Genomic DNA, 24,469 nt, shown 5'->3' with positions numbered 1-24,469 from the left:
AGGCGGAAACGGGGCAGGACATGAGGAGCGTGCGATGAGGGTCGAGACGACGGGCATGGGACGAGGCGGGGCCGGCGGCCGCCGCCGTGGCGGCAAGTTCCGCTGGTGGATCCTGCTGTTGTTCGCCGGCTATGCCGCCTGGCAATGGTTCGGCAATGCCGAGGTCGATCCCTATACCGGCGAGACCGCGCACTACGGCGCCAGTGCCGACGAGGAAGTGCAACTGGGGGCGCAGGCGTTCCGCCAGGTGCTCGGCGACGCCAACGCGCAGGGGGCGCTGCTGCCGCCGGACGCACAGGCCAGCCAGCAGATACGCACCATCGCCCAGAGGTTGATCGGCAAGGTGCCGCAAGTCACCGCCGACCTGGCGGCGATGCACAACCAGGCGATGCCGACGACCCACCAGAACTTCCAGTGGGACGTCGCGGTGATCCAGTCCGACGAAGCCAATGCGTTCTGCCTGCCTGGCGGCAAGATGGCCGTCTACACCGGCCTGATTCCGATCGCGCAGAGCGAAAACGCGATGGCGGTGGTGATGGGACACGAGATCGCCCATGCGCTGCTGCGCCACGGTTCGCAGCGGATGGCGCAGCAGAAGCTGGTGCAGATGGGGCAGGTCGCGACCGGCATGGCGGTCGGCGGCATGGATCCGCAGCAACAGCAGGCGATCATGGCGGCACTTGGCGCCGGTGCCCAGTACGGCCTGATCCTGCCGTACGGCCGCAATCACGAAACCCAGGCCGATCGTGTCGGGCTGATGCTCGCCGCGGCGGCCTGCTACGACCCGAACGGGGCGGTACCGCTCTGGCAGCGGATGAGCCAGCTCGGCGGCGGCCAGCGGCCGCCGGAGTTCGCCTCGACCCATCCCGATCCGGCCAACCGCATCGCCGAGCTGCAGGCGCTGATGCCGCAGGCGGAGGCATTCCGCCAGAAGTATTGCGGTGGGCAGTAAGCGGATGCCGCAACCCGTTGGAGCGGCGTAAGCCGCGATCCTGGGGCTTCGTCGGGAAATCCCGAGGTTGGGCTGCGCAACCCGGCCCCGCCGTTGCGCTTGCGCACCCCGATTATTGCCCGGCGTCACATCCCTTCCTTCAATTCGTGCCTGCGGCACGAAACGTCCCTGGTTCAGGGACGGGGCACGGCGCAGGAGCGGCGTAAGCCGCGGGTGAGGCTTTCTCGGAACGGCCGACCGCGCGGCTTACGCCGCTCCTGCGGGGGACACTGACGGGAGCGCGGCGTACGCTGCGCTTGCGAGCTGGGCGTGTCGCGTGGGGTCAGCGTCCGCGCTTGTTGCCGCCTTCGCTCTTGGCGTCGGGGCGGGAGGAGGTCGGAGTCTGGCCGACGCTGCCGGACAGGTTCTGCTGGAACTCCTTCCACATCGCCAGATTGCGCTCGGTCAGCTGGTTCATCATCGCCCACGGCGTCTCGCCCATCAGCCCGCCCATCTGCTTGCGGAACTGCTGCTGCTGGTCCAGGAACAGCTGCATCGAGCGCTCCAGGTAACTACCCATGAAGCCCTGCAGCGAGTCACCGTAGAAGCGGATGATCTGGCTCAGCAGTTGGGTCGACAGGACCGGCTCGCCGTCCTGCTCCTGTTCGGCGATGATCTGCAGCAGCACCTGGCGGGTAAGGTCCTCGCCGCTGCGGGCATCGCGCACCTCGAACGACTCGCCGTCCACGATCAGCTGACGGACGTCCTCGATGGTGATGTAGCTGGATATCTCCGTGTCGTAGAGCCGGCGGTTCGGGTACTTCTTGATGACACGGGTTGCGGCCATGAAGCGTGAACTCGGATTCGTGGTGCCCCGCAGCATGGCGCAGCCGCAACGGGCTTGCAACTGTCGCGCGGCTGCCGCAAGCATGGAAACGGTTCCCGGCCCCCGCCCCTTGCAACAGGAGTGCCGCCGAAGAAAGCAGTCTGGGGTCAGGAGGGGAATTCGCGCCGCAGGCGCGAATTGAAAGAAGGCCTGCAAGCGCCGCAAGCGCGAATTGACAGAAGGCCCGCAAGCGCCGCACGCGCGAATCGAAGAAAGCAGTGGCGCTGCACGCGCGAATTGAAAGAAGGCGTGCAGTGCCGCAGGCGCGAATGGGGCGTGGAAGCATGCCCATGGGGCCAAGATTGCCCAGTGAACTCCGGGAGATATCCGGGTCGTACCCGGACGTCCTCCCTTCCTGAATCAGGGGGCGGCTCGCGTCACGCGCACACCGGGCGGAGAATATCGACGGGGCCGGAACCCTGCGCGGTGCTTCTTCTTCGGGAGTTGCCGGGCACGGCCCGGCGGACATCCGTCTCACCAGCCCATGTGGTGGCCGCCATTGATGTCGAGATTGGAACCGGTGATCCAGCCGGCCTGCTCGTCGACCAGGAACGCGACCGCATAGGCGATCTCGTCGGGCTCGCCGAGGCGGCCGGTCGGGATGTCGGCGACGATCTTCGCGCGTACCTCCTCGGGTACAGCCATCACCATGTCGGTGGCGACATAGCCGGGGGAAATGGTGTTCACGGTGATGCCCAGGCGCGCGTTCTCGCGGGCCAGCGAAATGGTGAAGCCATGCATGCCGGCCTTGGCCGCGGCGTAGTTGGCCTGGCCGTACTGGCCCTTGAGACCGTTGATCGAACTGATCTGGATGATCCGGCCCCACTTGCGCTCGCGCATGCCCTCGATCACCGGGCGGGTGACATTGTAGACAGAATTGAGGTTGGTGCAGATCACGTCGTTCCACTGGTCCGGCTTCATCCTGTGGAAGGTGGTGTCGCGGGTGATGCCGGCGTTGTTGACCAGGATCTCGATCGGTCCCAGCTGCCGCTCGATCTCGCGCACCATCGACTCGGCCTGCTCGGGCGAGGTGACGTCGCCCGGCGCCATCGTCACTTCCACGCCCTCGGCTTTCATCTTTTCCTGCCACGCTCTGGCGCGGCCCTCGTCGCGGTAATTGGTGGCGACCTTGTGCCCCGCCGCGGCCAGTCGCTTGATGATCGACGTACCGATGCCACCGGTGCCGCCGGTGACCAGTGCAACGCGTGACTGCATGTCTTCCTCTCCTCGGCCGAAACGATGCGGCCCCGCTCCAATATAGCTCCAGGATGTGTTACTGCCGCAACCGGTCAGGTCGCAACCGGCATCGCGGATCCGGTGGCGGGCAACGCGCGCGGGATGCGGTCAGGAGCGAATGCCGCGCGGGCGGCGGCCAGCAGCCCGGCGAGGTCGCCGGCATCGGCGAGAACACGCGGATCCTGTCCGAGCGCATCCCAGGCCAGGCGCAGCGTCGGCAACGGATCGTCCGCGTGCACCGGCCACGCCACGTCGGACTTGGACAGTTTGCGGCCGCGGGCATCGGTGACCAGCGGCAGGTGCGCGTAGGTCGGCGTCGGCAGTCCCAGCGCGCGCTGCAACAGGATCTGGCGCGGCGTCGAATCGAGCAGGTCGGCACCGCGGACCACGTCGGTGATCCCTTGTGCGGCGTCGTCGACCACGACGGCGAGCTGGTAGGCCCAGAGGCCGTCGGCACGACGCAGTACGAAGTCGCCGACCGTGCCCGCGACCTCCTGGGTTTGTGGTCCCTGGATCCGATCGTCGAAGGTGATCGTGGTGCCGTCGGCGACCCGAAGCCGGATTGCCGGTTGCGGGCGCCGGGAGTCGGCGACGCAGCGGCGGTGGATGCCTCCGGCGGCCGCCAGGTCGGTGCGGCTGCAATGGCATTCGAACGCCGCGCCGGACGCCAGCAGGCGATCGAGTGCGTCCTGGTACAGCGCGTGGCGCTGGCTCTGGAACGCCACGGGCGCATCGGATTCGAACCCGAAGCCGCGTAACGTGGCCAGTTGCCGCCCGGCCGCGCCGGCGACCTCGCGCGGAGGATCCAGATCCTCGATCCGCACCCACCATTCGCCGCCGGCACGGCGGGCCAGCAGCCAACTGCCGAACGCGGCCAGCAGTGAGCCGGCGTGGAGATCGCCGGTGGGCGAGGGGGCGAACCGGCCGCGATACGGCACCGGCTTTGCACGTTGTGCCGGATCAGCCGGGGACCGGTCGGAGGCGGGGTCGGCCACGTCGTCTGTTCACTTGAAATTGCCCGGAGCCTGCCACACTTCGGCGGTATCGCGCACGTGGCGCGGAGGAAGCAAGCATGTTCAAGCGAGTCGCCCTTTTCCTGGCCACCAACCTGGCCGTGCTGGCCCTGATCAGCATCGTGCTGGCGGTGCTGCAGAAGGTCTTCGGCATCAACATCGGCACCGGCAGCAATGCCGGCCTGCTGATATTCGCGTTGCTGTTCGGCTTCGGCGGTTCCTTCATCTCCCTGATGATGTCGAAGTGGATGGCCAAGCGCGGTACCGGCGCCCATGTGATCGAGCAGCCGCGCAACGAGGCGGAACAGTGGCTGGTCACGACCGTGCGCCGCCAGGCCGAAGCGGCCGGAATCAGGATGCCCGAGGTGGCGATCTACGACGCGCCGGAGATCAACGCGTTCGCGACCGGGCCGAGCCGCAACAATTCCCTGGTCGCGGTGTCTACCGGCCTGTTGCGGGCGATGAGCCGCGACGAGGCCGAGGCCGTGCTCGGCCATGAAGTCAGCCACGTCGCCAACGGCGACATGGTCACGATGGCGCTGATCCAGGGGGTGCTGAACACCTTCGTGATCGTGCTGGCGCGCGTCGTCGGCCGCGTCATCGACGGTTACCTGAGCGGCGGCCGCGATACGCCCGGCATCGGGTACTACGTGATCGTTTTCGTGCTCGACATGGTGTTTGGCCTGTTCGCCAGCATGATCGCGATGTGGTTCTCGCGTTACCGGGAATTCCGCGCCGATGCCGGCGGCGCGCGCCTGGCCGGCCGCGACAAGATGGTCGCCGCGCTCGAGCGGCTGTCGGTGACCTACGGCGAGAGCACCCTGCCCAAGCAGGTCGCCGCGTTCGGCATCAGCGGCGGCGTCGCCCACGGCCTGCGCCGCCTGTTGATGAGCCACCCGCCGCTGGCCGAGCGCATCCAGGCGCTGCGCAATGCGCCGGTCGAGCCGGTAGGCGGACGCGTGCTTGGCTGATCCGGCGAAGCTGCCGGCACTGCAACGAAGAAGCCCGCCGGATGGCGGGCTTCTTCGTTTCTTCGCCGCAATGTCCGAGGCGCCGGACAGGCCGCAGGAGCAGCGCGAGCAGCGATCCCGAGGCTGCGTCCGGGAATCCCCCGAAGTCTGCGGCGCAAGCCGGGCCCCGCCGTCGGGTTTCCATACCCGTTCGCAGCTGCGGTGCGACTCGCTCCCTCGGTCACTGAGTCGGGGGCGATGACATAGGAGCGGCGTAAGCCGCGATTGGTCTTCATCCGAAAGCCCCATCGCGGCTTGCGCTGCTCCTGCGGAAGCATTCCCGGCCCTCGGCCCTCGGCCCTCAGAACTCGTAATTCATCTCCGGTCCGGCCGGAGCGAGGAACTGGCCCTGGGCGTAGTCGATCCCGGCGCCGAACAGGATGCTCATGCTGGAGGCGTCCTGGACGAACTCGGCGATGGTGAGCCGGTTGTTCTCGCGGGTCTTGGCGGTGATCTCGCGGATCCGCGCCTGGTGATCCGGGTTGTTCGGCAGATCGTCCATGAAGCTGCGGTCCAGCTTCACCAGGCCGGCATCGAAATGGCTCAGCAGCTGGAACGAATTCAGGCCGCGGCCGAACTGCTCGAGGCCGACCCGCACGCCCAGCTTGGCGGCGCCCTGCTGGAAGGCCTGCGCAGCCCGCAGATGGGTGAACACCTTCGACTCGGGCAACTGCAGGACCAGTTGCCGGCCCTCGGCACCGTGGCGCGCCAGTTGCTCGGCCATGTGCTTGAGCAGGCTGTCGTCCTGCAGCGACACCTCGGTGATCTTGACCAGAACGGTGGTGTCGTGGCCGGCTTTGCGGCGTTCGCCGATCACCGCGATCGCGTGGCCGACCACCCAGCGGTCGATCTCCCACAACAGGCCGTGCTCCTCGGCGATCTGCAGGAAGGTCATCGGCTGGACCAGTTCGCCGTGCTCGTTGAGCAGGCGCAGGTAGGCTTCGTAGATCTGGTCCGGTGGCCCGTGCAGGCCGACCAGCGGCTGGAAGTGCATGATGAAGCGGTCGTGGTCGATGGCGTCGCGGATCCGGCCCACCCAGGCCTGCACGCGTTCCTCCTCGGCGCGGTCGGCCGCGCTGGGGTCGAACAGCTCGATCCGGTTGCCGCCGACGCCGATCGCCGACAGCACGCCCTGGCTGGCCTTGCCCAGCACCGAGGAGACGTTGGCGATCTTCTGGCCGATCTGGACGCCGCCGATGCTGACGGTGGCGTTGAGCGAGCGGCTGCCGGTATCGAGCACCGCGGAAGCGAAGGCGGCCCGGACCGTCTCGGCCAGCGCCATCGAGTCGGCATGCTCGCTGTTGCGGCGGAGCACCGCGAACTGATGCTCGCCGAAGCGGGCGGCGATGTCGTCCGGGCCGAGCACCTCGCGCAGGCGGCGTGCGCAGGCGGCGACCAGGTCGTCGGCCTCGTCCAGGCCGATGTCCTGCAGCAGGCGCGCGTAATGGTCGGGTTCGATCAGCAGCAGCGCGTGCTGGCTGGCCTTCTCGGCGGCGTCGGCGACGGTGTCCTCGAGGGCGCGCAGGAAGGTCGGGCGGTTGAGCAGACCGGTGACCTGGTCGCGCTGGCGCAGCTCCTCGACCTCGCGGGCCAGCTCGGGGTCGAGCTCCTGGCGGCGCAGGACCACCTGCTGGCAGGGTTCGCCCTCGTAGGTGGCGGCGGTGAACTCCATCACCGCGGGAAACGCGCTGCCATCGAGGCCGCGGGCCTCCAGCTCGTAGCGCGGCGGCGGCGGCTCGCCCCGCGACAGCTTCTTCAGCAGTTGCTTGAAGTCGTCCACGTGCTGGGGCGCGACCATGTCCAGCAGCGACATGCCCTCGATCTCCTCGAAGTCCTCGAAGCCGAAGGTCTCCAGGTAGGCCGCGTTGGCGCGGATGTGCATGCCTTCGTGGATGTAGGCGATCGGGTCGCGCGAGGACTCGATCAGCGCGTCGCAGCGGCGTTCGGTCTCGCGGACATGGTTCTCGAGCTTGCGCAGCGAACGTCGCGCCTCGAGGTCCGCCCACTCCCGCATCACGGTTTCGCGCAGCAATTCGGGCTGCGGACGCAGCACGATCCCGCGCGCCCCGATCGCGGCAGCCCGGAGCAGGCGCGGAGTGTCGATGTCGTCGTGCAGGACCAGGACCGGCAGATCCTTGCCGCTGGCGTCGACGCGCTGCATCACCTCCTCGAGCGCGACGGTGGTCGCATCGTGGGCGGCGAGGACGATGTCGAACGGCTGCCCGGCGAGCATCTCCGCCAGCGCGTCGGCATTCTCCGGACGGCTGGGCCTTACCGCGATGCCGCTGTTGCGCAGCAGGCTGACGATGGCCTCCGCGGCCTCTACGCTGTCGTCCACCACCAGGAGCCGGAGTGGCAGGTCTTTGCCGAATTGCATGAGTGATCGTCCTCCCCACGCCGTTATGGCATGAATGCGGTCGGCGCGTCCATGCGCATCATGATGGTTTGCCCAGTGGGTCGCAGTGCGGACCGGCCGCGATCGCCTTGTGGGCCTGCCGGGTAGTCGACAGCTTCGACGTTGCCGTTCCGGGACAGCGGGATCCCGCCGGGGCGGATCCGTACGGGTACCGGGTTCAGAGCGGCCGCTTGCCCGGGTCGCCGGCGACTTCGCGGACCAGCCGCGGCACCAGGTAACCCGACAATCGTGCCGCGACCGCCGCGTGCAGGCGCCGCGCCTCGGCGTCGTCGACCTCGAAATGGGCGGCGCCCTGAACGCGGTCGAGCTGGTGCAGGTAGTAGGGCAGCACGCCGGCCCTGAAGCCGCGCTCGCTCAGGTCGCACAGGGCGTCGACGCTGTCGTTGACGCCCTTCAGCAGCACCGCCTGGTTCAGCAGGATCGCCCCGGCCTCGCGCAGGCGCGCCAGCGCGGCGTCCACGTCGGCGTCGAACTCGTTGGCGTGGTTGGCATGCACGACCACGGTGACCGGCCAGGGCAGGCCCGCCAACCAGTCCAGCAACGGCGCATCGACCCGCTCGGGCAGCACCACCGGCAACCGGGTGTGCACCCGCAGCCGCTTGAGATGGGGTATGCCGGCGAGGGCGCCGGTCAGTTCGGCCAGCTTGTGGGAGGCCAGCGACCATGGATCGCCGCCGGACAGGATCACCTCGTCGATGCCCGGATCGGCGCGGATCAGTTCGACCGTATGCTGCCAGCCCGCGGCCGCGGCGGCCTCCTCGGCATAGGGGAAATGGCGGCGGAAGCAGTACCGGCAGTGCACCGCGCAGCTGCCGGTCGCGACCAGCAGCGCGCGGCCGCGGTACTTGCGGATCACCCCGTCGGCGGCCTTGGCCGCGGCGTCGCCGACCGCGTCCAGCGCGAAGCCGGGCATCGGCCGCATCTCATCGTCCAGCGGCAGTACCTGGCGCAACAGCGGATCGTGCGGGTCGCCGGCGCGCATGCGGGCGACGAAGCCGCGAGGCACCCGCAACGGGAACTGCGTCGCCGCCGCGTCGCCGGACTTCAGGGCCGCCGCATCCAGCCCCAGCATGGCCAGCAGCTCGCCGGGTTCGCGCACCGCATCGCGCCAGAGCTGCTGCCAGCGCTGGGGGGCGGATGCGGCCGCGGGGCCCGCGGGCGAGGTCGACGGCTGCATGGAGGCGGGGGCTGCGGGTATCATGTGCGACTGATTTCGTGCCTGCGGCGGTGTGCGTGAACGGCTCACGCGACGGCGCAGCCCGACATTCTACCGCCGACCGCGTGCCGGCGACCGGCGCGGCCACGGCACGTGGCGCCCCGGGCCGCATGCGGAAGGCCTTCCGGTTGCAGAACGTTTTCCCGAAACACTTTCACCTTTCAAGAACACTGCAGGAGTTCCACGATGGCCAGCTATGGCATGAACGACGTCAAGAACGGGATGAAGATCCTCGTCAACAACGAGCCGTGCATCATCACCGACACCGAGTACGTCAAGCCGGGCAAGGGCCAGGCGTTCACCCGCGTGAAGTACCGCAACATCAAGTCCGGCCGCGTGGTCGAACTGACCATGAAGGCGACCGACTCGCTGGAGGCCGCCGACGTCGTCGATACCGACATGCAGTTCCTGTACGCGGACGGCGAGTACTGGCACTTCATGAACCCGGAGAGCTTCGAGCAGGTGCAGGCCGACGAGGCCGGCATCGGCGACGCGCGCAAGTACCTCAAGGGCGAGGAGGAGTGCGTGGTGACCCTGTGGAACGGCACCCCGATCGCGGTGCAGCCGCCGAATTTCGTCGAGCTGAAGATCACCGAGACCGACCCGGGCGTGCGCGGCGACACCTCCGGCGGCGGCGGCAAGCCGGCGACCCTGGAGACCGGCGCGGTGGTCCGCGTGCCGCTGTTCGTGAACCAGGACGAGGTGATCAAGGTCGACACCCGCTCGGGCGAGTACGTCGGCCGCGTGAAGTGACGATCCGGCCCGCGGCCACCCGCGGCCGCGGACGGAGCGGATCCGCCTCCACGGTGGATGGCGTCTCCGGCCCCAGCGTCCGATTCGTTGACGCCCGGCGGACGGAGAGAACGGGATCCCCGCCCGGGCGGGGATCGCTTGCAGAAGGAAACGAATGACGACCGAACATGCTCCGCAGTCCTGCGACCTGTTGATCGAAGCCGGCTGGGTGGTGCCGGTCGTGCCGCACGGCGTGGTGCTCGAACAGCATGCGGTCGCGGTCCGTGACGGCGTCATCGTCGCGGTGCTGCCGATCCGCGAGGCGCGCGAGCGCTTCTCCGCCGGGCGGACCGTGTCGCGGCCCCACTCGGCGCTGATCCCGGGCCTGGTCAACGCCCATACCCACAACCCGATGACCCTGCTGCGCGGAATCGCGGACGACCTGCCGCTGATGGAGTGGCTGCAGGGCCACATCTGGCCGGTCGAGGGCGCGGTCATCGGGCCGGAATTCGTCGCCGACGGCATCGAGCTGGCGGTCGCCGAGATGCTGCGCGGGGGCACCACCTGCGCCAACGAGAACTATTTCTTCCCGGACGTGCAGGCGGCGGTCTACAAGCGCCTGGGCTTCCGCGCCCGGGTCGGCCTGCCGGTGATCGATTTTCCCACCGCGTGGGCGCAGTCCGACGACGAATACTTCGACCGCGCGATCGAGGTGCACGACCAGTGGCGCGACGATCCCTTCATCGCCACCTCGTTCGTGCCGCACGCGCCGTACACGGTGTCCGACGCCAGCTTCGAGCGCATCCGCATGCTGGCCGACCAGCTCGACATGCCGGTGCATCTGCATACCCACGAAACCGCGCAGGAAGTCGAGGAGTCGAGGCAGAAGCACGGCCAGCGCCCGCTGGCACGGCTGGACCGGCTCGGCCTGGTCTCCGACCGCCTGGTCGCGGTGCACATGACCCAGCTGACCGATGCCGAGATCGCGCTGTGCGCGCAGCGCGGCGTCTGCGTCGTCCATTGTCCGGAGTCGAACCTGAAGCTGGCCTCGGGTTTCTGCCCGGTCGGCAGGCTGGAGAAGGCGGGAGTGAAGATCGCGATCGGTACCGATGGCTGCGCCAGCAACAACGATCTGGACATGTTCGGCGAGACGCGTACCGCCGCGCTGCTGGCCAAGGCAGTCGCCGGCGACGCGTCCGCGTTCGACGCCGCCAGCGCGCTGCATGCGGCGACGCTGGGCGGCGCCCGTGCGGTCGGTTTCGAGGACCGCATCGGCTCGATCGAGCCCGGCAAGCAGGCCGACCTGGCCTGCGTCGACCTGGCCCGGATCGAGACCCAGCCGCTGCACCATGTGATCTCGCAGCTGGTCTACGCCGCCGGTCGCCACCAGGTCACCGACGTCTGGGTCGCAGGCCAGGCCAAGTTGCGCGAGCGTCAGCTGGTGGACGTCGACGCCGATGCGCTGGTCGCCACGGCGCGCGAGTGGCGCAAGCGGATCGCCGCGATCCGGATTTCCTGAGGAGCGTCATGAACCCGACGGCATTTTCCCGACCCGATCGCGCGCCCGGCGGCGGCTTCCGCCAGGCGGGACCGGACACGTACGGCGCACGCTGGCGGGGCGAGTCGCCGCATCTGCGGGCGATTGGCTTGCGTGGCGGGCAGCGCCCGCGGATGGCTGCGCGGGCCGGGATGGCGGATCCTGGACGTGGATGGTTCGAAGCGGAGCAATGTCTGTGACCGGCGCCGAGGCAAACGAGAATTTCCGTCAGTCGGAGCTGGACAAATTCGGCGCCCTGGCTCAACGCTGGTGGGATCCGGAAGGCCCGCAGAAGGCGCTGCATGCGTTGAACCCGGCGCGGCTGGGCTATGTGACCGCGCGGGTCGCGCTGGCCGGGGCCCAGGCGCTGGACGTGGGCTGTGGGGGCGGCCTGCTCAGCGAGGCGCTGGCGGGCGAGGGCGCCGAGGTCACTGCGATCGACCTCGCGCCCGAGCTGGTCAAGGTCGCCCGTCTGCATCGGCTGGAGACCGGGGTCGGCGTCGACTACCGGCTGCAGTCGGTCGAGTCGCTGGCCGATGAGATGCCGGCGCGGTTCGACGTCGTCACCTGCATGGAAATGCTCGAACACGTGCCGGACCCGGCTGCGGTCGTCCGCGCCTGTGCGACCCTGCTCAAGCCTGGCGGACGGCTGTTCCTGTCGACCCTGAACCGGACGCCGGCCGCGTTCGCGCTGGCGATCGTCGGTGCCGAATACGTCGCCCGCGTCCTGCCCAAGGGCACCCACCAGTACCGCGACTTCATCCGGCCGTCCGAACTGGCCGCCTGGCTGCGCGCCGCCGGCCTGCAGCTGGAGGACGTCAGCGGACTGATGTACGAACCGTGGCGCAACGGCGCCCGGGTGATCTCCCGTACCGACGTCAACTACCTGGCATGCGCGTTGAAGCCGGAAGCCGATGCGCCGGCCGCCGGTCGGAGCGGTGGCTGAGCATCGGCAAACCGCAGTGCGATACCCGACGACCGCAACCGCCAACCCCACTTTCCCTTCGATGCACTTTCCCAAGGCCGCGCTCTTCGATCTCGACGGCACCCTCGCCGACAGTGCCCACGACCTGCTCGCGGCAGCGAACGCGATGCGGGTGGCGCGCGGCCGGGCGCCCATGCTTCTTTCCGAGTTCCGGCCCTGTGTATCGCGCGGCGCGCGGGCGATGCTGCAGGTGGCGTTTCCGGATCTGTCCGAGACGCAGCGCGAGGCCTGGATTCCCGAACTGCTCGACCAGTACCAGCGCCAGATCGGACGCCATGAGGGCGTTTTCGAGGGCATCGAGGCGATGCTCGGTGCGCTCGAGGCGGCCGGCACGGTCTGGGGCATCGTCACCAACAAGCCCGAGTATCTCGCCCGCGAACTGCTGCCGCACCTGGGCTGGCACACCCGCAGCGCGGTACTGATCGGCGGCGACACCCTGCCGGTGCGCAAACCCGACCCGCTGCCGCTGATGGTGGCGGCCGACAGGCTCGGTCTCGCGGTGGCCGATTGCGTCTACGTCGGCGACGACAGGCGCGACATCGTCGCCGCCCGTGCGGCCGGGATGCGCTCGGTGGTCGCCCTGTGGGGTTACCGGCTCGCGGTCGACGACCCGGTGAACTGGGGCGGCGACGTGATGATCGAGCGTCCGGCCGATCTGGTCGATCCCATGCGCTGGCCGCAACCGTGAGCGGAGCCGACGATCGCGACAGCCGCGTCGTTGTCGACGACGACCGCAACGGCGGGATTGCCGCCGGGAATCGTGCCGCGCTCGACAGTTTCATAGCCAAGTGGCGGCAGCGCTGGCCGGAGTGGGGCGTGGCGGAGGTGTTCGTGCCCGCGCCCGGACGCTCCCTGGCATCGGCATGGGCGGCGTTGCTGCAGGAATGGACCGATGCTGCCTGGGGTGGCCGCGATCCACGTCCCGGCGAGGCCAAGCTGGCCTGGTGGGGCGAGGAGCTGGAAGGCTGGGCGCGCGGCGCGCGGCGGCATCCACTGGGCGCGGTACTGCAGCGGGAAGCGGTGGACTGGCCGGCGCTGTCGGCGACGCTGCCGGCGCTGCGGGCCAGCCGCGAGCGTCCGCGCGACCACGCCGAGGCGTTCGCGATGCTGGATCCGTTCGCCGCCGCCGTTTCCGAGGCCGAAGACAGGCTGTTCGGCATCGACGCCGCGGTCGCCGCGGAAACGGCGATCGCCGGTCGCGACGCGGTCGCCGCGAGCCTGCTGCAGATGCGCTTCTTCCACGAAGGCGACGGCCACGTGCCGCTGGCGGTACTCGCGCGGGCCGGCGAGGGCGCGCCGCTGGCGATCTGGGCCGAACAGTTGCGCCAGCGCTGGCCCCAGGCGCCAGCCTCGACCCTGCCGCGCCGGCTGTGGGCGGGACTGGCCCGGGCCCGTCTGGCCCGGGCCGACCCGGGACGGCCGCTGAAGCCGTGGGTCTCGCTGGCGGTGGGCTGGCGGGCGGCGCGGGCGCGTCCGCGCAACTGACTGTTCCGCCCCCGCCCGGGGCCGGCCGGCAGCGGGCCGTTACAATGGCGGCCGACCGGCGCGGTTGCATCCGTGGCCGACGTCCCCACTTCCGACGGGGTGAGCGAGATGACCCTGCAACGAACCAAGGCCCAGCCGTGACTTCGCCCTCCAGCCCGACCCGATCGCTTCCCGACGTGGCCTTCGAGGCCGCCGCCGAGGCGCGTCCGCTGCAATGGGTCGGCATGTCGCATATCGCGCTGCCGCTGCGCATCGCCACGCCGGGCGGCGAGCCGGTCCAGGTCGCCGCGTCGGTCGATGTCGCGGTCAGCCTCGACGACGCCGATGCGCGCGGTATCCACATGTCGCGCCTGTACCTGCGGCTGCAGGATGCGTTCGCCAGCGAAGCGGTGACTCCGGCCGGCCTGCGCCGCGTGCTGCAGTCGCTGGTCGACTCGCAGGAAGGGCTGTCGTCGTCGGCGCGGCTGGTGCTGCGCTACGACCAGATGCTGCTGCGGCCCGCGCTGGCGAGCGGCAATGCGGGCTGGAAACGCTATCCGGTCGAGATCGAGGCACTGCTCGAAGGCGGCCACCTGCGCCTGTCGCTGGCGTTCTCGGTCGAGTACTCCAGCACCTGTCCGGCTTCGGCGGCGCTGTCGCGCCAGCTCAACGCCGAGCGCTTCGTCGCCGACTTCGCCGACGCGCGGCCGATCTCGACCGCCGTGGTCGGCGACTGGCTGGCCTCCGAGCGTGGCCTGGCGGCGACGCCGCATGCCCAGCGCAGCCGCGCGAGCGTGCGCCTGCAGTTGCGGCCGCAGTTCGAGGAACTGCCGCTGGCGGCCCTGATCGACGCGCTCGAGCAACGCCTTGCGACCCCGGTCCAGACGGCGGTCAAGCGCCAGGACGAGCAGGCCTTCGCAGCCCTGAACGCGGCCAACCTGATGTTCTGCGAGGACGCGGCGCGGCGGGTGGCGTCGGTGCTCGCGCACGACCCGCACGTCGAGCGCTTCGAGGCCGAGGTCGCGCACTTCGAGAGCCTTCACCCGCACGATGCCGTGGCCCGGGTCAGCGGCGCGGGCCCGGCCTCCCGCCAGACGTAGCGCCAGCTTCCGGAGAACCGGGGGCCCCGCCATCGCGCAGCCTGCCGCGCGCGGATCGGCTATGCTCGGCGGGTGCGTGGCGGACGATCCGGGGGGATGTCCTTGCGTCGGGGATGGCGGGCATTCGCATTGACGTTGTTGCTGGCTGTCGCGACCGATGGGGCCGCGCAGGCCTTGGACGTGTCCCGTCTCGAAGGCGACCCGGTCCCGGCGCGGGTGCTGACCGGCGATTTCGACGACGATTTCGTCCCCCATGGCGACGGACGCACGATCCGCGAGGAGCGGATCGGAATCCACTGGTGGCGGATCACCGCATTGGAGGCCATCCCGGCCGACCGCGACCCGCGACTCGTCCTCCACTTTCCATACCTGAGCCGGGCCGAGATCTGGCGCCCGGGTGATCTGTTGCCGTTGCGGCGGGCATTGATGGGGCAGGATGCGGACCTTGCCCATTCGGCCCGTGCGTTCTTCGTTCCGCTGCCGCGCGGTCTGGAACGCGGCCAGCACGTCGACATCCGCCTGCATACGCCCACGCCGATCGCCATCGAGGTGTCGGTGGAGCCGGCAGTCCAGAGTCACCGGCAGGACCTGGCGTACGCGAGCTGGCGGGCGGCCGTGCTGGTGACGATGATGGTGCTGGCGGTGCTCGCGTTCGGTTTCTGGGGCGGGGTCGGCGAGCGGGCGTATCTCTACCTGATGATCGCGCTGTTGTGCCAGGTGCTGTACCTGGCGACCCTGGGCGGCGATCTGCGGGTGTTTCCGGAACTTGCGGAGCGGTTGGCCGGCGACCCGCGTGCCGGGCGCGTGTTCGGATTCCTCGCGCTGGTCACCAGCAACGGTTTTCTCGCCCACTTCATGGAGCTGCGACAACACCAGCCGCGGGTGTTGCGTTCGCTGCACATCTGCAACGGGCTGGCTCTGCTGCTGGCGGCGCTGGCGGTGTTCAGCGTTTCGCGGTACGTGGCGCTGGCCGGCAACCTGGTGATCCTGGCTTCGGTGTTGCTGGTGTTGTTCGCCAGTGTCAGCGGCAGCCTGCGCGGCCAGCGGTCGGCGCGCTTCGTGCTGGTTTCGTGGTTGCCGCTGATGGCGCTGGTCACGATGCGGGTGCTGCAGGTGCTGGGCGTATGGGCGGGACCGTACTGGTTGGCCTACGCCTATCCGGCCGGCTTCGCCATCGCCGGCTTGGTCGTCACCATCGGACTGTCCGACAAGATGCAGGAACTGCGTCGCGACCGCGACCAGGCGAGCCAGATGGCCTCCTACGACGCACTGACCGGCACCAGCTCCAGGCCGGTGATCGAGGATCTGCTCAGGACCAGTGTCGATGAGGCTCACAAATCCGGAATGCCGTTGTCGCTGGTGTTCTTCGACATCGACCACTTCAAGCTGATCAACGACACCCACGGTCACCGGGTCGGCGACGAATGCATCCGCATCGTCGCGCTGCGGGTGCGCAATCGTTTGCGCACCTACGACCAGATCGGCCGCTACGGTGGCGACGAGATGATGGTGCTGCTGCCGTGCACGGGGCTGAAGGAAGCGATCGGCGTCGCCGAGAACATGCGCTCGGCGGTGAACTGCCGGCCGATCGCGGCCGAGGACGCCGTCGTCGACGTCACCCTCAGCCTCGGGGTCGCCGAACTGCAGCCCGGCGAGACGCCCGAGCAACTGCTCGAGCGCGCCGATGCCGCCCTGTATGCGAGCAAGTCGGCTGGGCGCGACCGCGTGATCGGCCATATCCGGCCGATGTTCTCCGGACGCGGTGCGCGTGCCTGAGCACCGCTCCGGACCCACGGCTGCCGCCGCTTCCGGGTGAGGGAGCGGCCGATTTCCAACAATCGCCTTCAGGGGGGAGGCAAGTGATGAACGAGCATTCGGTGGTGCGGCCGATCCAGACGGTGGCGGCGGACGTGGTCCAGCCGGGCGACGTGTTGCTGATGCGGGGACGCAGCGAGCTGTCGACGCTGATCGCCTGGGCCAGCGACAGCGTGTACAGCCACTCCGCGGTGATGGCCGACGATGGCCGGCTGTACGAGTCGATTACCCACGGCATCATGTCGGTCCCCTTGGCCCCGCGACTGGCCGAAGGCAGCCCGGTGTACCTCGTCGATGCGTTCCGGCCGGTCGCCTACGACCGCAGTCCGCTGTCGGAGCAGGAGCGGGCGCAGGTGGTCGCGCACGGGACCGGGCTGCTCGGGCTACAGTATGCCACCAGCGAGCTGGCGATGATCGGCATCGTGGTCGCGGTGCGAGGCAAGAGCTTCCCGGGCGCGCCGATGTGGCTGCGGAGCGTGCTGCGGGCCGCCTTCGACAGCCTGCTCAGCGACGACGCGGGCAAGATGACCTGCAGCGAATTCGTCTATCGCTGTTTCGCCGAGAACGCAGCCAGGCCGAAAGGCCGGCTGGCGCCGGAGATCGTCGTCACTCCGCCGCCGGACCCGCCGCTGCCGTACACCGGCAACGTCCGCAAGCTGATCGAGGAGGTCTGGTCGCTGCTGAGGCCACAGCACAAGGCGCGGTTCCTGCAGACGGAGGTGGACATGGCCGGATCGGCGACGCCGACCGACCTGGAACGCCGGATCGGTGACGTTTCCGCTGCCGAGCTGGAGGCGCTGGCGAGCGAGGTGCGGGCCCGCCTGGGCATCGGCGAGCAGGTCCCGGCGCAGTTCAAATCGGCGGCGCGTTCCGCGCTGCAGGGTCTGCCGGAGGCGGTGCTGCCGTTCGCGGCCACCCACCCCAAGGGCGTCAGCCCCGGCGATCTGGCCCGCACCCCGAGCCACCAGCCGCTGGGTCGCCTGATGCAGGCGCCGGATTGGCACGGCTGATCCTCACGAGAGGTCGTCCGCAGGAGCGTCGGTATGAGCGCCGTCCGCAACGGGTCGATGCGGTGGTGAACCGCGCCAGGCGGGCGAGCGGCGACCGATCATGACGAACGCGCCGCCGCGCGTGAGAAGGGTGAACGATGGGGCGGGTTACGGTCCGTGCCCGACCAGCAACAGGGGGTCGATGCGGGTGGTGAACCGCGCCAGGGGGAGCGGCGGCGACCGATCATGACGAACGCGCCGCCGCGCGTGAGAAGGGTGAACGATGGGGCGGGTTACGGTCCGTGCCCGACCAGCAACAGGGGGTCGATGCGGGTGGTGAACCAGTTCATCCCCCAGTGCAGATGCGGTCCCGTCGCACGGCCGGTCGCGCCGACCGCGCCGATCGTCTGGCCCTGTTCGACCCGGTCGCCGATCTTCACGTCCAGTCGCGACAGATGCAGGAAGTTCGAGCTGACGCCGTGGCCGTGGTCGATCAGGATCGTGCCCCCGGTCAGGTACATGTCCGGGTTCGCATAGGTCACCATGCCGCCGGCAGGGGCCTTGACCGGGGTGCCGTTGGCGGCGGCGATGTCCATGCCCGAATGCGGCGACTTCGGCGTGCCGTTGTAGACCCGCTGATTGCCGAAGCGGCCGCTGATCCGGCCCTGCACGGGCCAGACGAAGGTCTGTGCGAAGTCGTCGCGCGCATCGTCGCGCCGGCGTGCATCGGTCACTTCCGCCTGTTCGCGGGCGATACGTTCCGCGATCGCCCGCGGCGGGTCGACGGTCTTCGGAGGCACGCCGCTGACGCGCTCGACCGGCCAGTCGCGCGGGGTGACCGCAATGCGCTGCACCAGCACCTGGCCATTGGCCTGGACGATGCGGACCACGGCCGGGCCGGTCGCGTCCCGGCCGATGCCGAACACGAAACGTCCCTGTGGCGAGACCCTCAGCGTATGGCCGTCATATTCGACCCGGGCCTCGGGATCGGTCAGGCCGACCACCAGCGAACCCTGCGGCACCGAGGTCGGCAGGAAGGTGACCCGGGCAGGCCGGGCGACGGGCTGGGCGACGGGGGGCAGGGCCGGCGGCCGGTCGGCCTGCGCGGACGGCGTCGCACCGGCCGGCGGCGGGTGAGCGGTGCAGGCGCAGAACAGCAGCAGTACGGACATCCGGCCGGTCCGCGCGACCATCGACGCGCCGTTCACCGGGCGAACGTCAGGCGTTGGCCGTTCGGGCCGCCGACGAGGCGTTCGCCATCCCAGGCCAGGACGCCGTTGACCCATGTGGACGCGATCCGCGAGCGGAAGCTGCGCCCCTCGAACGGCGACCAGCCGCACTTCGACAATACCTGGTCGCGCTCCACGGTGAACGGCGTGTCGTCGATCAGGACCAGGTCGGCGAAATAGCCTTCGCGCAGGAAACCGCGTCCGGCGACGTCGAACAGCTGGGCCGGGGCATGGGCGAACTTCTGCACGACCTGCGCGGTGTCCATGTGGCCCTCGTGGACCAGCTCCAGCGCCGCGACCAGCGCGAACTGCACCAGCGGCAGGCCGCTGGGCGCGCGCACGTAGGGATTGTGTTTCTCCTCCAGCGTATGCGGCGCATGATCGGTCGCGAGCACGTCGATGACGTCGCCGGCCACCGCGCGGATCAACGCCTCCCGGTCGGAGGGCTCCTTGATCGCGGGATTGCACTTGATCAGGTGGCCGAGCGTCTCGTAGTCGCGGCGGTCGAAGCGCAGGAAATGGATGCAGGTCTCGGCGGTGATCTGCTTGCGGCTTCCGTCGGCGCGGATCAGCGGTCCCTGTTCGAACAGCGCCAGCTCGTCGGCGGTGGAGATGTGCAGCACGTGCAGGCGGGTGCCGTGGCGGCGCGCCAGCTCGAGCGCGAGCCGGGTCGACTTGATGCAGGCCTCGCGCGAGCGGATGTCGGGATGACAGGCGGCGGGGATGTCGTCGCCGTACTTCGCCTTGTAGCGGGCGGTCTCGGCCTCGATCATCGGGGTGTCTTCGCAATGGGTGATGATCGGGGTCGGGACGTCGCGGAAGATCGCATCCAGCGTGTCCGGGTCGTCGACCAGCATGTTGCCGGTCGAGGCGCCCATGAACACCTTCAGCCCGGGCGTGGCCTTCGGGTCGATCACACGGATCGCCTCCAGATTGTCGTTGCTCGCGCCCATGTAGAAGCCGTGGTTGCCCCAGACCCGACCGGCGGCGCGGCGATATTTGTCCTCAAGTGCGGCGGCGTCGAGTGTCGGCGGGCTGGTGTTGGGCATGTCCATGAAGCTGGTCAGGCCGCCGGCGACCGCCGCGGCGGATTCGGTCGCCATGTCGGCCTTGTATTCCATGCCCGGCTCGCGGAAGTGGACCTGGTCGTCGATCATGCCCGGCAGCAGGCGCCGGCCGCCGGCATCGATCACGGTCTCGCCGGCGTGTGAGGCGAGTCCGCCGCCGATCTCGACGATGCGGCCGTCGGCGATGCGCAGGTCGCCCTCGATCTCGCGGCCTTCGTTCACCAGGCGGGCGTTGACGATCAGCGTCTGTTCGGGGGATGGCATGTGGGTGCGTCCGGGTTCGGTTCAGAAAGGGCGTGCTGGCCTGGGGCCGGCGGGACCGGGTCGAGCCCGCCCGGGTTCAGCGGATGGCAGCGGGCGAGCCGACGAGCGGCGAGCCAGCTGCCCTTCAGCGCGCCGAATCGCGCGATCGCCTGCATCGCATACACCGAGCAGCTGGGGTGGAAGCGGCAGCGGGGCCCCAGCAGCGGACTTATCCACCGTTTGTAGAGGCGCAGCAGGGCGATGAGCAGATGATCGATCACGACGTGTAGGATGGCGGAAACCCGCAGGGCGTGCGGTTGCCGCGGTAGCCGTGGCAGGGTATAACAGCGCGCTTTCCCGTCACAAGGGAACCAGAAGGACAAGTCGCCCGTGGCAGTGAAGAAGAAATCAGCGAAGGCCGCAAAGCCGGCCAAGAAGGTCGCCAAGCCCGCCGCCAGGAAGGCCGCGCCGAAGAAGGCCGCCAAGAAGGCCGTGGCCGGCAAGCCGGCGGCGAAAAAGTCCCCCGTGAAAAAGGTCGCCGTGAAGAAAGCCGCGAAGAAGCCTGCCGTGAAGAAGCCCGCCGCCGCGAAGAAGGTCGCTGCCAAGAAGCCGGCCGCGAAGCCTGCGGTGAAGAAGGCGTCTGCGAAGGCCGCGGGCAAGACCGCCGCAACCAAGAAACCCGCCACCAAGCCCGCGCCGAAGAAGGCGCCGGCGAAGAAGGCCGTTGCCAAACCGGCTGCCCAGCCGGTCGTGGCCAGGAAGGCCGCCGCCCCGGCGCCGGCGAAGCCGGCCGTCCGCACCACCGTGGTGAAGAAACCGGCTGCCCGACCGGCCACCAGGACCGCACCGGCCAAGGCCGATGGCCCGGCCGACGCCAAGGCCGTCGCCAAGCGCTCGGCGGGCAAGGTCGCGGTCGCAGTGGCCGCACGTCCGCCGGCGCCCGCACCGAAGAGCAAGTTCAAGATCGTGCCGTACAAGACCGACCCGGCCAGCGGCCGCCCGATCCTGCCGGAGGGCTACAAGCCCGGTCCCGACGAGGAGTACATGAGCCCGCTGCAGCTGGAGTACTTCCGCCAGCGCCTGCTGCAGTGGCGTGCCGATCTGGTCGAGGAATCCAAGCAGACCATCGAGAACCTCAAGGAGGAGGTCCGCGACGTCGGCGACGAGGCCGAGCGCGCGACGCGCGAGACCGAGAACTCGCTGGAGCTGCGGACCCGCGACCGCTACCGCAAGCTGATCAGCAAGATCGACAGCACGCTCAAGCGGGTCGACAGCGGCGATTACGGGTTCTGCCTCGACACCGGCGAGGAGATCGGCCTGGAGCGCCTGGAGGCGCGCCTGACCGCCGAGCGCACGATCGACGCACAGGAGCGCTGGGAGCATCTGCAGAAGCAGATGGGAGACTGAGATTTACAGGCTATGCCTGTAAATCTTGCCCAAGGTTTGCTGCGCAAATCTTGGGCCTCGGGACATGCTGACACCCCCATTCGCGCTGCGCGCGAATCGCCCCCAGCTTGGGGGGCTGGATAACAAAGGCCCCGCTTCGGCGAGGCCTTTCGCTTTTCCGGGACGAGGGGTTGCTCCTACAGGTGCTTTGCCGCTTCCGCGCGGATGAAGGCCAGCAGCGAAGCGAGGCCGTTGCTGCGGGTCGGCGACAGGTGCCTGGCCAGGCCGATGTCGGCGATGTAGTCGGCATCCGTCGCGGCGATCTCGGCGGCGCTGCGGCCGGAATAGACCCGCAGGGCGAGATAGATCAGGCCCGACACGATCGCCGAGTCGCTGATCGCGTGGAAGTCCAGCCGCGAGGCATCGCCCTCGGGGACGATCCAGACCATCGACTGGCAGCCGTGCAGGCGGTGCTCCTCGGTCTTCCACCCCTCGGGCAGCTCCGGCAACTTGCGGCCGAGGTCGATCAGGTACTGGTAGCGTTCGGCCCAGTCGCCGAAGAAGGCGAATTCGTCGCGGATGGCCGCCTGCGCGGCGGCGGCCGTGGGCTCGAGAGGGAAGGGCGAAACGGGGGCGGTCACTGCATTCATCACGTATCCGATTCTACGCCCCCGCCGGCAACGGCCGATGAGGCGATTGTGTAGCGGCCAGGGCCCATTGCCGGGAACCGCACGCGGTAGGAGCGACGTATGCCGCGATGAGGCATTGCCGACGCAACGATCGCCGCTCCCATGGGGCAGGGGGCAACGTCGATGGCGCGCTACGCGTGCTTCCTGACCCAGCGCACGCCCTGCGGGGTGTCCTCCAGCACGATGCCCTCGGCGGCGAGCCGGTCGCGGATGGCGTCGGCGCGGGCGAAGTCGCGCGCCTGCTTGGCGGCGACGCGCTCGTCGACCAGCGCCTGGATGCGGGCGTCGTCCTCGCCGGAGGCGCCGCGCGCGAACCATGCAGCCGGATCCTGCTGCAGCAGGCCCAGCGCGAGACCGGCGCCGAGCAGCTCCGACTTCAGCCTCTTGCGATCGGCGGCGTCCACTGCCTTGCGCGCCTCGCCGGCGATCCGGGCCAGCTCCGCCAGTGCCTGCGGGGTGTTGAGATCGTCGTCGAGGGCTGTCTCGATCGCTTCCGGGATCCGTGCCTCGGCCTCGACATCGGCGAGATCGCGCAGGGTGCCGTACAGCCGATCCAGCGTCCGCACGCTCTGTTCGATCAGCGCGTCCGACCAGTCCAGCGGGCCGCGGTAGTGCGCCGACAGCAGCGCGTAGCGCAGCGCCTCGGGCGGGTGTTCGCGGACCAGGTCGTGGACGCGGGCGATGTTGCCGACCGACTTCGACATCTTCGCGCCGTCGAAGTTGAGCATGCCGTTGTGCAGCCAGAAGCGGGCGAAGACCGTGCCGCCGTGCGCACACTCGCTCTGCGCGATCTCGTTCTCGTGGTGCGGGAACTGCAGGTCGACGCCGCCGGCATGGATGTCGATGGTCTCGCCCAGGTGCGCGGCGGCCATCGCCGAGCATTCGATGTGCCAGCCCGGACGGCCTCGGCCCCAGGGGGAGTCCCAGCCCGGCAGATCGTCGCTGGAGGGCTTCCACAGCACGAAGTCGCCGGGGCCCTTCTTGTACGGGGCGACCTCGATGCGGGCGCCGGCCAGCATCTCGTCCGGATCGCGCCGCGACAGCTTGCCGTAGCCGTCGAAGCTGTCGACCGCGAACAGCACGTGGCCGTCCGCGGCATAGGCGTGGCCGCTCTCGACCAGCCGTTCGATCATCGCGACGATCTGCGGAATGTGAGCGGTGGCGGCCGGTTCCAGGTCCGGCGGGGCAACGCCGAGTGCGGCCATGTCCTCGCGGTACGCGGCGGCATAGCGGTCGGTGATCGCCGAGATCGGCACGCCCTGTTCCGACGCCGACGCATTGATCTTGTCGTCGATGTCGGTGATGTTGCGCGCGTAGGCGAGGGTGCCGAAGCGCCGGCGCAGCAGATCGGCGAGCACACCGAACACGACCGGCCCGCGCGCGTTGCCGATATGGACGTAGTTGTAGACCGTCGGACCGCACACGTACATCGTGGTGCGCGCCGGATCGGCCGGCGAGAAAGGCTCGACCCGCCGGGTCAGGCTGTTGTAGAGGTGAAGGCTCATGGGAGGCGCAGCAGGATTTGAGGGCATTCTAGGGCCTGCCGGCGCCATTGGGCAGGCCGCGGGGTACTCGAGCCGATGGGGCCGACGGATCCGCACGAAGGTGGGGATGCTCGCATGGACGGATGCCCGTGTGACGGAAACGCGTTGCCCGCCGTCGAACGTGCGCTCCCGGCCTGGCCCGGCAGTTGCCGCAAGCGGTGATCACGCAAGCGGCGATCACAGGCCCGCGCGAGGTCCGGCCGGGTCGCGACGCCGCATCCCCGCGTCGGCCCGTTGCGAGTGGTGGTATGCATCCGGTGGAAGACCCGGGTCCGGCCTACGGTCGATATCGGTCGGGAGGGATGGCCTCCCCGGGCGATGAGGATCCCGCAGCGGGATCGATGGCAGCTTATAGATGACAGCTTGGGTTCATGCCATCGGCGGGGTCTGCCCATACAATTTCTGTACAAACCTGACCGCGCCCGCGAGATGCTCCGACCCCTCCCGTTGTCCCGCCTGCTGATGACTGCCGTGCTGCTGGCTGCCCTGCCGGCGGTTCAGTCGCAGGCACAGGACAGCGTCGTCGTGCAGGCGGAGAACGTGCGCTACGACTATGCGCAGGTGCTGCGGGTGACGCCGGTCTACCAGACCCTGACCGCGACCCGGACCGAGGAGGAGTGCGACCAGTCGCCGCGCCCGCCGAGCGAGAGCGACTCGCGCCTTTCGCGGATGGTCGGAGCGGTACGGGACGCGCTGACCCGCAACGGCGGCCGCGAGGAGGAGGGGGAGAGCGAGGCGATCGACTGCCGCGCGGTGCAGGTCGAACGCGAGTTCCACCGGCCGATCGCCTATGACGTCGACTATCTCTACAAGGGGGCGAAGTACCGCTCGCGGCTGCGCGACGATCCGGGCAACCGCCTCCGGATCCGGGTCTCGATCACGCCGGTGGTTCCGGTCGCGAACGACCGCTGACGGCGGTGTCCTCCCCCTGCCGGCCGCCGCGCTTGCGCCTGCGCGCGCGCCATGCGAGCATTCGCCCCC

At 69.4% G+C, this 24,469-nt stretch carries 22 protein-coding genes; 12 read left to right on the top strand and 10 right to left on the bottom strand.

All coding sequences use genetic code 11. The features are described 5' to 3' along the window. Positions 1-34 precede the first annotated feature (34 nt). A complete protein-coding gene (locus L3V18_RS03530) occupies positions 35-952 on the top strand; it encodes a M48 family metallopeptidase (protein WP_237053204.1) in 918 nt (305 codons plus the stop codon). A gap of 322 nt (positions 953-1,274) precedes the next feature. Here L3V18_RS03530 and phaR read toward each other — a convergent pair whose 3' ends face one another. The 3 genes from phaR to gluQRS form a co-directional block, all read right to left on the bottom strand. Continuing rightward, positions 1,275-1,778, bottom strand: a complete 504-nt coding sequence (gene phaR / locus L3V18_RS03525; RefSeq protein WP_237053203.1) for a polyhydroxyalkanoate synthesis repressor PhaR — start codon at positions 1,776-1,778, stop codon at positions 1,275-1,277. 513 nt (positions 1,779-2,291) lie between these two features. Beyond that, positions 2,292-3,032, bottom strand: coding sequence for an acetoacetyl-CoA reductase (gene phbB, locus L3V18_RS03520; protein WP_237053202.1), 741 nt, complete (start codon positions 3,030-3,032; stop codon positions 2,292-2,294). 74 nt (positions 3,033-3,106) lie between these two features. Next, positions 3,107-3,991 carry a tRNA glutamyl-Q(34) synthetase GluQRS gene (gene gluQRS / locus L3V18_RS03515; protein ID WP_237053201.1) on the bottom strand — a complete coding sequence of 295 codons (885 nt, stop codon included), beginning with the start codon at positions 3,989-3,991 and terminating at the stop codon, positions 3,107-3,109. Between the two features lie 134 nt (positions 3,992-4,125). On the opposite strand from gluQRS, the gene htpX reads away from it, so the two are divergent. Continuing rightward, positions 4,126-5,037, top strand: coding sequence for a protease HtpX (htpX, locus tag L3V18_RS03510; RefSeq protein WP_237053200.1), 912 nt, complete (start codon positions 4,126-4,128; stop codon positions 5,035-5,037). 340 nt (positions 5,038-5,377) lie between these two features. Here the strand turns inward: htpX and L3V18_RS03505 are convergent, their stop codons facing one another. Both L3V18_RS03505 and epmB read right to left on the bottom strand, forming a co-directional pair. Further along, positions 5,378-7,453 carry an EAL domain-containing response regulator gene (locus L3V18_RS03505; protein ID WP_237053199.1) on the bottom strand — a complete coding sequence of 692 codons (2,076 nt, stop codon included), beginning with the start codon at positions 7,451-7,453 and terminating at the stop codon, positions 5,378-5,380. Between the two features lie 196 nt (positions 7,454-7,649). After that, positions 7,650-8,693, bottom strand: a complete 1,044-nt coding sequence (gene epmB / locus L3V18_RS03500) for an EF-P beta-lysylation protein EpmB (RefSeq protein WP_237053198.1) — start codon at positions 8,691-8,693, stop codon at positions 7,650-7,652. A 201-nt stretch (positions 8,694-8,894) separates the two neighbouring features. On the opposite strand from epmB, the gene efp reads away from it, so the two are divergent. From efp to L3V18_RS03460, 8 genes are all read left to right on the top strand, one after another. Further along, positions 8,895-9,461 carry an elongation factor P gene (efp, locus tag L3V18_RS03495; RefSeq protein ID WP_237053197.1) on the top strand — a complete coding sequence of 189 codons (567 nt, stop codon included), beginning with the start codon at positions 8,895-8,897 and terminating at the stop codon, positions 9,459-9,461. A 154-nt stretch (positions 9,462-9,615) separates the two neighbouring features. After that, the gene (locus L3V18_RS03490; protein WP_237053196.1) at positions 9,616-10,959 is read left to right on the top strand and encodes a TRZ/ATZ family hydrolase; all 1,344 of its coding nucleotides are present in this window, start codon (positions 9,616-9,618) and stop codon (positions 10,957-10,959) included. Positions 10,960-11,167: 208 nt separating this feature from the next. After that, positions 11,168-11,923: a bifunctional 2-polyprenyl-6-hydroxyphenol methylase/3-demethylubiquinol 3-O-methyltransferase UbiG gene (gene ubiG / locus L3V18_RS03485; RefSeq protein ID WP_237053195.1), complete on the top strand. Its 756-nt coding sequence runs from the start codon at positions 11,168-11,170 to the stop codon at positions 11,921-11,923. Between the two features lie 61 nt (positions 11,924-11,984). Next, complete coding sequence (gph, locus tag L3V18_RS03480) at positions 11,985-12,650, top strand: phosphoglycolate phosphatase (protein ID WP_237053194.1); 666 nt, start codon at positions 11,985-11,987, stop codon at positions 12,648-12,650. Further along, complete coding sequence (locus L3V18_RS03475; protein ID WP_237053193.1) at positions 12,647-13,447, top strand: phytoene/squalene synthase family protein; 801 nt, start codon at positions 12,647-12,649, stop codon at positions 13,445-13,447. The genes gph and L3V18_RS03475 overlap by 4 nt, the downstream gene beginning before the upstream one ends. Before the next feature lie 137 nt (positions 13,448-13,584). Then, complete coding sequence (gene folE2, locus L3V18_RS03470; protein ID WP_237053192.1) at positions 13,585-14,526, top strand: GTP cyclohydrolase FolE2; 942 nt, start codon at positions 13,585-13,587, stop codon at positions 14,524-14,526. Positions 14,527-14,706: 180 nt separating this feature from the next. Beyond that, positions 14,707-16,302, top strand: coding sequence for a sensor domain-containing diguanylate cyclase (locus L3V18_RS03465; protein ID WP_237053191.1), 1,596 nt, complete (start codon positions 14,707-14,709; stop codon positions 16,300-16,302). An 86-nt stretch (positions 16,303-16,388) separates the two neighbouring features. Further along, positions 16,389-17,351 carry a hypothetical protein gene (locus L3V18_RS03460; protein WP_237053190.1) on the top strand — a complete coding sequence of 321 codons (963 nt, stop codon included), beginning with the start codon at positions 16,389-16,391 and terminating at the stop codon, positions 17,349-17,351. Positions 17,352-17,623: 272 nt separating this feature from the next. Here the strand turns inward: L3V18_RS03460 and L3V18_RS03455 are convergent, their stop codons facing one another. The 3 genes from L3V18_RS03455 to yidD are packed head-to-tail and all read right to left on the bottom strand — an operon-like array spanning position 17,624 to position 20,162. Further along, positions 17,624-18,502, bottom strand: a complete 879-nt coding sequence (locus tag L3V18_RS03455; protein ID WP_425493457.1) for a M23 family metallopeptidase — start codon at positions 18,500-18,502, stop codon at positions 17,624-17,626. Positions 18,503-18,534: 32 nt separating this feature from the next. Further along, positions 18,535-19,890, bottom strand: coding sequence for a dihydroorotase (locus L3V18_RS03450; protein ID WP_237053189.1), 1,356 nt, complete (start codon positions 19,888-19,890; stop codon positions 18,535-18,537). Next, complete coding sequence (yidD, locus tag L3V18_RS03445; protein WP_237053704.1) at positions 19,866-20,162, bottom strand: membrane protein insertion efficiency factor YidD; 297 nt, start codon at positions 20,160-20,162, stop codon at positions 19,866-19,868. Before yidD ends, L3V18_RS03450 begins: the two co-directional genes overlap by 25 nt. 97 nt (positions 20,163-20,259) lie before the next feature. On the opposite strand from yidD, the gene dksA reads away from it, so the two are divergent. Beyond that, positions 20,260-21,276, top strand: coding sequence for an RNA polymerase-binding protein DksA (gene dksA / locus L3V18_RS03440; RefSeq protein ID WP_237053188.1), 1,017 nt, complete (start codon positions 20,260-20,262; stop codon positions 21,274-21,276). Between the two features lie 176 nt (positions 21,277-21,452). Here the strand turns inward: dksA and L3V18_RS03435 are convergent, their stop codons facing one another. Together L3V18_RS03435 and cysS are read right to left on the bottom strand one after the other, a co-directional pair. Continuing rightward, entirely contained in the window at positions 21,453-21,905 is a 453-nt protein-coding gene (locus tag L3V18_RS03435) for a SufE family protein (protein WP_237053187.1), read from the bottom strand. Positions 21,906-22,075: 170 nt separating this feature from the next. After that, complete coding sequence (cysS, locus tag L3V18_RS03430) at positions 22,076-23,449, bottom strand: cysteine--tRNA ligase (protein WP_237053186.1); 1,374 nt, start codon at positions 23,447-23,449, stop codon at positions 22,076-22,078. Positions 23,450-23,917: 468 nt separating this feature from the next. Here cysS and L3V18_RS03425 point away from each other — a divergent pair, with 468 nt between their 5' ends. Beyond that, positions 23,918-24,400 carry a hypothetical protein gene (locus L3V18_RS03425; RefSeq protein ID WP_237053185.1) on the top strand — a complete coding sequence of 161 codons (483 nt, stop codon included), beginning with the start codon at positions 23,918-23,920 and terminating at the stop codon, positions 24,398-24,400. Positions 24,401-24,469: the final 69 nt, after the last annotated feature.

It is taken from the genome of Marilutibacter chinensis (genome assembly GCF_021725675.1).
Lineage (GTDB): Bacteria > Pseudomonadota > Gammaproteobacteria > Xanthomonadales > Xanthomonadaceae > Marilutibacter > Marilutibacter chinensis.
The sequence above is the reverse complement of the archived record's forward strand: the minus strand, read 5'-3'. Positions and strand labels throughout refer to the sequence as shown.

Coding starts and splice junctions, on each gene's coding strand:
- L3V18_RS03530 (WP_237053204.1), top strand. CDS start 35: ATGAGGGTCGAGACGACGGGCATGGGACGAGGCGGGGCCGGCGGCCGC.
- phaR (WP_237053203.1), bottom strand. CDS start 1,778: ATGGCCGCAACCCGTGTCATCAAGAAGTACCCGAACCGCCGGCTCTAC.
- phbB (WP_237053202.1), bottom strand. CDS start 3,032: ATGCAGTCACGCGTTGCACTGGTCACCGGCGGCACCGGTGGCATCGGT.
- htpX (WP_237053200.1), top strand. CDS start 4,126: ATGTTCAAGCGAGTCGCCCTTTTCCTGGCCACCAACCTGGCCGTGCTG.
- L3V18_RS03505 (WP_237053199.1), bottom strand. CDS start 7,453: ATGCAATTCGGCAAAGACCTGCCACTCCGGCTCCTGGTGGTGGACGAC.
- epmB (WP_237053198.1), bottom strand. CDS start 8,693: ATGATACCCGCAGCCCCCGCCTCCATGCAGCCGTCGACCTCGCCCGCG.
- efp (WP_237053197.1), top strand. CDS start 8,895: ATGGCCAGCTATGGCATGAACGACGTCAAGAACGGGATGAAGATCCTC.
- L3V18_RS03490 (WP_237053196.1), top strand. CDS start 9,616: ATGACGACCGAACATGCTCCGCAGTCCTGCGACCTGTTGATCGAAGCC.
- ubiG (WP_237053195.1), top strand. CDS start 11,168: ATGTCTGTGACCGGCGCCGAGGCAAACGAGAATTTCCGTCAGTCGGAG.
- gph (WP_237053194.1), top strand. CDS start 11,985: ATGCACTTTCCCAAGGCCGCGCTCTTCGATCTCGACGGCACCCTCGCC.
- L3V18_RS03460 (WP_237053190.1), top strand. CDS start 16,389: ATGAACGAGCATTCGGTGGTGCGGCCGATCCAGACGGTGGCGGCGGAC.
- L3V18_RS03455 (WP_425493457.1), bottom strand. CDS start 18,502: ATGTCCGTACTGCTGCTGTTCTGCGCCTGCACCGCTCACCCGCCGCCG.
- L3V18_RS03450 (WP_237053189.1), bottom strand. CDS start 19,890: ATGCCATCCCCCGAACAGACGCTGATCGTCAACGCCCGCCTGGTGAAC.
- L3V18_RS03435 (WP_237053187.1), bottom strand. CDS start 21,905: ATGAATGCAGTGACCGCCCCCGTTTCGCCCTTCCCTCTCGAGCCCACG.
- cysS (WP_237053186.1), bottom strand. CDS start 23,449: ATGAGCCTTCACCTCTACAACAGCCTGACCCGGCGGGTCGAGCCTTTC.
- L3V18_RS03425 (WP_237053185.1), top strand. CDS start 23,918: ATGCTCCGACCCCTCCCGTTGTCCCGCCTGCTGATGACTGCCGTGCTG.